The organism is Gluconacetobacter entanii (assembly GCF_013155425.1).
GTDB classification, from domain to species: domain Bacteria; phylum Pseudomonadota; class Alphaproteobacteria; order Acetobacterales; family Acetobacteraceae; genus Novacetimonas; species Novacetimonas entanii.
This window is the reverse complement of the sequence record NZ_JABJWD010000153.1, coordinates 1-310: the sequence shown is the minus strand read 5'-3', so window position 1 is coordinate 310 and position 310 is coordinate 1. Positions and strand designations below refer to the sequence as shown.

Annotated in this window: 1 pseudogene; it reads right to left on the bottom strand. The window is 70.3% G+C overall.

Annotated features, from left to right (window positions below):
* Positions 1-310, bottom strand: a pseudogene (locus HNH97_RS17145) (1-deoxy-D-xylulose-5-phosphate synthase); the annotation flags it as partial.

Below are 310 nucleotides of genomic sequence, written 5' to 3'. Positions count from 1 at the left end.
GATGCGCCCGCGCCCGATCTCCATCACCCTGCCCGCCGCCGGCAGGTCAAGGCCGAACCCGCCGCCGCGCGGGTAGCGCAGGGCGATCGGCCCCTCGTCAAACGCCGCCGCCGTCGTGGTCATGTTGAGCAGTTCAAGCTCGTCACTGGGCGCCATGATGGTGATGCCCGGCAGGCAGCCGAGGTAGTTCAGGTCGAACGCGCCGGCATGCGTCGCGCCATCCGCGCCGACAAGGCCCGCGCGGTCGATGGCGAAGCGCACCGGCAGGTTCTGCAGCACCACGTCATGCATCACCTGGTCATAGGCGCGC